The organism is Bacillus sp. GbtcB14 (assembly GCF_019091205.1).
GTDB lineage: Bacteria > Bacillota > Bacilli > Bacillales > Bacillaceae_G > Bacillus_A > Bacillus_A cereus_AG.
Genome location: NZ_JAGXJT010000034.1, coordinates 1 through 3,783 on the forward strand (window position 1 = coordinate 1; position 3,783 = coordinate 3,783).

Consider the following 3,783-nt stretch of genomic DNA (forward strand, 5'->3'; position numbering starts at 1 on the left):
TTAAAGACATATGAATAATAAGAGTAAAGATAGTAAGGATTGATTATCCCTACTATCTTTTTTTATCTAAACGGATAAATTTAAAATACATAGTAATAATAGATACTTTATGTTATTATCTGAATATTATATATATTATTTTTATGGAGGAAGACGTAGCCTCTGTGCGAGGACCTTGAATTTAAGTAAAGGAGTTAGTAGCTAAATGACAATATCTCGTAAGGAAAAAACAATAAAGGATAAATGGCATGAGATTGTATCTGTTAGAGAAGCACAAACAGGTAATGGGACAATGTACTATCTTATGGATGAAAACTTAGATTTTATACTATTAGTAAAAGAATATCTCGATATGATACAAGCAAGAGCAATACGAGAAGTATCTCCTAATACGATAAAAACATATTGCTACAACTTATGGTATTTCATTGTGTATTTGAAAATAAAGGGTTTGGGTATTTTGGACCTAGATGGAAAACCTGATATTCTTACTAACTTCAAATTATGGCTCAAGAACCCGTATAGATTTTATGAAAATGTAGAGATGCTAGATTATGAATACGTTGAAGACGACCTTAAAGTTTCTACTGTCAATGCCATCGTAGATAGGGTAAGTTCTTTATTCCTTTGGCTTAAAGCTAGTGGGAGGATTAAAGACAATCCTGTTGTGTATCGTAATGTCATGGTTACAAATGAGATGAGAGATAAAGATATGTTATCCCACACTCGGAAAAGCAGGACTGTTCAGAAGAACACTTTAAAATCAAAAGTTCCTCATATTATTCCTAAGACCATTGATCAAAAGGATTTTCAGACGTACCTGAAGGCAGTCAATCTCTTACGAGATAAAATCATTCTCTTAACTCTTAAAGAAGGAGGGGTAAGGTCTGGTGAGCTTCTTGGAGTAAAGCTTGAGGACATTGATTATGGCGAGCAAGGCATACATATTCGTTTCAGACCAGACAACGAAAATGGATCAAGGGCTAAGGCTGGGTATGGCAGGGACAGGTTTGTTCATCTCCCACCTGACCTTATGATTTTGATAGATAGATATATTAGTAGCTATTGGGTGAACAGTGACCCTGTTACTGATTTCCTGTTTGTTGTGGTTAATAGTAATAATCCTATGGATAATGGAAAGCCGATGAAGAAATCGACACTTACCTCCACCCTTAATCATTACAACAGGAAAACAGGGATTAAACTGAACACCCATAAACTAAGACACACGCACGTTACTGAATTAGCAAGAGAGTACATCAGTAAAGGTGAGCCTATCAACTGGAAGTATATCCAAGAAAGGGTTGGTCACAAAGATGTTGCAACCACGATGCAAATATATGCCCATTTAAATGCAGAAGACCATAAAAAAGAATACCAACGAATGAGTGAGTATAGAGAAGAGAAACGGAAGGAGCGAGAAAATGGCAAAAAATGAAGCAGCAAATTCATCAAAAGCAAATAACTCGAAGAGTTTGGGAACAAAGGCAACCTTTTCTCCTTTTCCTATTACAGCTATCGATACCTCTTGGATGACGAAGACACAGAAGAAGTTCTTCGAAGTCTTACAGCAATCTGAAAACCAAGATAAAAAGTATGACGTATTATCTAAATTAGCAGGATTTAAAAGCTCTGGTCCTTGGTATACAGCCATCAAAGATGAAAAGTTCGCTGAACTTTTAGAAAACATGGGTGTTCAGGTAAAACACTACGAAGATGACTACCCTCCCCATCACGAAGTTGAGTACATTAAAAACCCAAAAGAGCGAGAAGAATATCTCAAAGAAGATGTGTGGGATGTAAGAAGGTTATTTAAGAATTATCCAAAACATCTTTCTCCTGTTCAATTTATCGTTAAATTGACTAAATTGGAAAATATTCATTTACGCCCAACGGTAAAAAGGTATTTTGTAAATATGCTTGGAACTTGGGAAGCTAAAACGTTTAAAGAAAACATCCTATGCTTGAGTGATTTTTTTAGTATACTGCATGATAAATTTCCGAATATCAAATCTTTTAAGGAGCTAAATAGGCAGGAACATATCGAAAAAATTCTTCCTGACATATATTCACTTTCTAACTGCAAATCTATCAGAGCGATAATAACTACCCGTTCTATGTTCCGATACATGTACGAAAATAAATGGTCCGATGGACCAAAAACAGACGCTTTATTGATTAGTTATGATACGCCTAAAACGGTAGAAACCCTACCAAGACCCATTCCACCACATATTAAAATAAAATTGGATGATTACTTGGAAAATATAGTAATCCCCCTATTGGAAGATAGTGAGGAAACTCCCATTGTATCCCCGACTTATTGGGATTTAATTATCATTTTAAGATATACAGGAAGACGTTTTGAGGACATAGCTCACTTAATTGCAGATGGAAGTGATATTGATTGTTTGAAATATGATTTGGATGGAGATCCACAACTTTTCCTTGACCATCGTATTGCAAAAATCAAAAAAGATTTGGTCGTTCCATTAGCACATTTAAAAGACTCCAAAGGAAGAAATATAGTGGAACGGGCAATTTTACGCCAAAAGGAACGGGTAAAAGATTTACCTCCTACTTCTGATAAGCAAAAGTATTTATTTAGGGAAGTTATTACTTTCGTTCAAGAAAAAACTCTGATAACGGAGTCTGTTAGTTATGCCACTATTTATCATCATGTACTGTCTAAAATATGTAATCAAATCCCATTATCAGATATTGGTGCACAGTCTGGAGATATTTATAAAATAGCTTCACACCAGTTTAGGCATACAGTAGCCACCGAAATGATTGATGCAGGAGTCGATATATACGCTGTTAAAAACTTTTTAGGGCATTCATCAGTTAACATGACAGAAAAGTATATTAAGGTCTACCAACAACGTTTAAAAAAGGAGTTTAAAGATAAGCTTCTTAAATCTGATGCCACAGCAATTAAAGACAATCTCCCAGAGCAAGAAGAAACTTTCGGTGATAACAAATGGGTCAAAAACAAAATTATCGCTATTTTTGACCAAGGTGACGGATGTTGTGAGCATCCTTATAAGATGCCCTCCTGTCCTCATCAGGTGGCTTGTAAAACGTGCATTAAGAAAAAGATATTGCCGAGACATAAAAACGCAGTTATAGATACAATAGATGCCTTTACAACGCATTTAAACCAAGCGAAACAAATTGGACTAAATGAAAAAATTGAGGAATTTGACAAGGTAGTTCAGTTCTATCAAACCGCATTGGAAATCATTGAAAAGGGTGAAACATTCGATGCCTCAAAACATTTCTATACAGGAGGTGTCCATTAATGGCTAATATGAGTCCAAATACCTCTAAAATGGTTGAATCAAAGAAAATGGAAAGCAGGTTAAAGAAGCAAACTGTTTTAGCTGTTCTAAAGGAGCTAACGCTCCTTGATGATCCAATAAGTAACCCTATATCAAAAGCTGAAATTTGCCGTAAAGCAGGAGTAAGTAAAACGTTTTTGTACTCGTATCCAGAAGAACTTATAAAGCCAATTGATGAAGCAATAATAAAACAAAATCAGAAATTAAAGGTTATCACAAAAAAACAGACATTTAGTGAAAGTTCCAAGGACAAACTTATTGATTCCCTAAAAAGAAGAATAGGTAATTTAGAAGAAGAAAACAAAAAACTAAAAAGAGACAATTCTATTCTACTTGGAAAAATAGCGAATAAGTAAAAAAAGCCTGTATCGAAAATTACCAGGTAATCGTCGATACAAGCTTTATATTTTAATGTTTAATAATGGTTATATATATTTAA

At 34.5% G+C, this 3,783-nt stretch carries 3 protein-coding genes; all 3 read left to right on the forward strand.

Translation table 11 applies throughout. The annotated features are described in order from the left end of the window. Window positions 1–205: 205 nt before the first annotated feature. From KVT31_RS29105 to KVT31_RS29115, 3 genes are read left to right on the forward strand one after another with little or no spacing between them, the layout of a single operon-like run. Window positions 206–1,438 carry a tyrosine-type recombinase/integrase gene (locus tag KVT31_RS29105; protein ID WP_000156041.1) on the forward strand — a complete coding sequence of 411 codons (1,233 nt, stop codon included), beginning with the start codon at window positions 206–208 and terminating at the stop codon, window positions 1,436–1,438. Then, window positions 1,425–3,305: a tyrosine-type recombinase/integrase gene (locus KVT31_RS29110; protein ID WP_001096999.1), complete on the forward strand. Its 1,881-nt coding sequence runs from the start codon at window positions 1,425–1,427 to the stop codon at window positions 3,303–3,305. Before KVT31_RS29105 ends, KVT31_RS29110 begins: the two co-directional genes overlap by 14 nt. Then, complete coding sequence (locus KVT31_RS29115; protein WP_000002619.1) at window positions 3,305–3,700, forward strand: DUF6262 family protein; 396 nt, start codon at window positions 3,305–3,307, stop codon at window positions 3,698–3,700. Before KVT31_RS29110 ends, KVT31_RS29115 begins: the two co-directional genes overlap by 1 nt. Window positions 3,701–3,783: the final 83 nt, after the last annotated feature.

Coding starts and splice junctions, on each gene's coding strand:
- KVT31_RS29105 (WP_000156041.1), top strand. CDS start 206: ATGACAATATCTCGTAAGGAAAAAACAATAAAGGATAAATGGCATGAG.
- KVT31_RS29110 (WP_001096999.1), top strand. CDS start 1,425: ATGGCAAAAAATGAAGCAGCAAATTCATCAAAAGCAAATAACTCGAAG.
- KVT31_RS29115 (WP_000002619.1), top strand. CDS start 3,305: ATGGCTAATATGAGTCCAAATACCTCTAAAATGGTTGAATCAAAGAAA.